The sequence below is a fragment of the Formosa sp. S-31 genome (assembly GCF_051172795.1).
GTDB lineage: Bacteria > Bacteroidota > Bacteroidia > Flavobacteriales > Flavobacteriaceae > Formosa.
This window is the reverse complement of the sequence record NZ_JAENDK010000011.1, coordinates 1-683: the sequence shown is the minus strand read 5'-3', so window position 1 is coordinate 683 and position 683 is coordinate 1. Positions and strand designations below refer to the sequence as shown.

Below are 683 nucleotides of genomic sequence, written 5' to 3'. Positions count from 1 at the left end.
TAAGTTCTTGTCTGATTTGGTGTTACCGTAATACTGGCTGTAGTCTCGCCTGTATTCCACTTATAAGATGTTCCTCCGGTTGCGGTTAAGGTTACACTCTCACCTTGCTCTATGGTCTGATTGGTTCCTGCATCGGCCACTGGTAAGGCAGTTACGTTTACTGTTACATCGTCAGTTGCACTGACATCACCTTCGGAAACTGTTACTGTATAAGTCGTCGTTTCTGATGGACTTACTGTGATACTTTCTGTTGTTTCTCCGTTACTCCAAACATAGGCTGAACCTCCGCTTGCGGTTAAAGTTACGCTCTCGCCTGCACAGATCGTCTGATCGTCTCCGGCATCAGCTTCAACTTCTACTGTTGGGATATTTACTGTTACTCTTACCTGAGCACTATCCGAACAACCGCCGTCATTAAACACTTCAACGGTATAGGTTCTGGTCTGATTTGGTGTTACTGTGATACTGGCTGTGGTCTCACCTGTGTTCCACTTATAAGATGTTCCTCCGGTTGCGGTTAAGGTTACGCTCTCACCTTGTTCTATGGTCTGATTGTTTCCTGCATCGGCTACTGGTAAAGCGGTTACATTTACTGTTACAGCATCAGTTGCACTGACATCACCTTCGGAAACTGTTACTGTATAAGTCGTCGTTTCTGATGGACTTACCGTGATACTTTCTGT

1 pseudogene is annotated in these 683 nt (G+C 45.2%); it reads right to left on the bottom strand.

The features are described from left to right. A pseudogene (locus I3217_RS14960) lies at window positions 1-683 on the bottom strand (hypothetical protein); the annotation flags it as partial.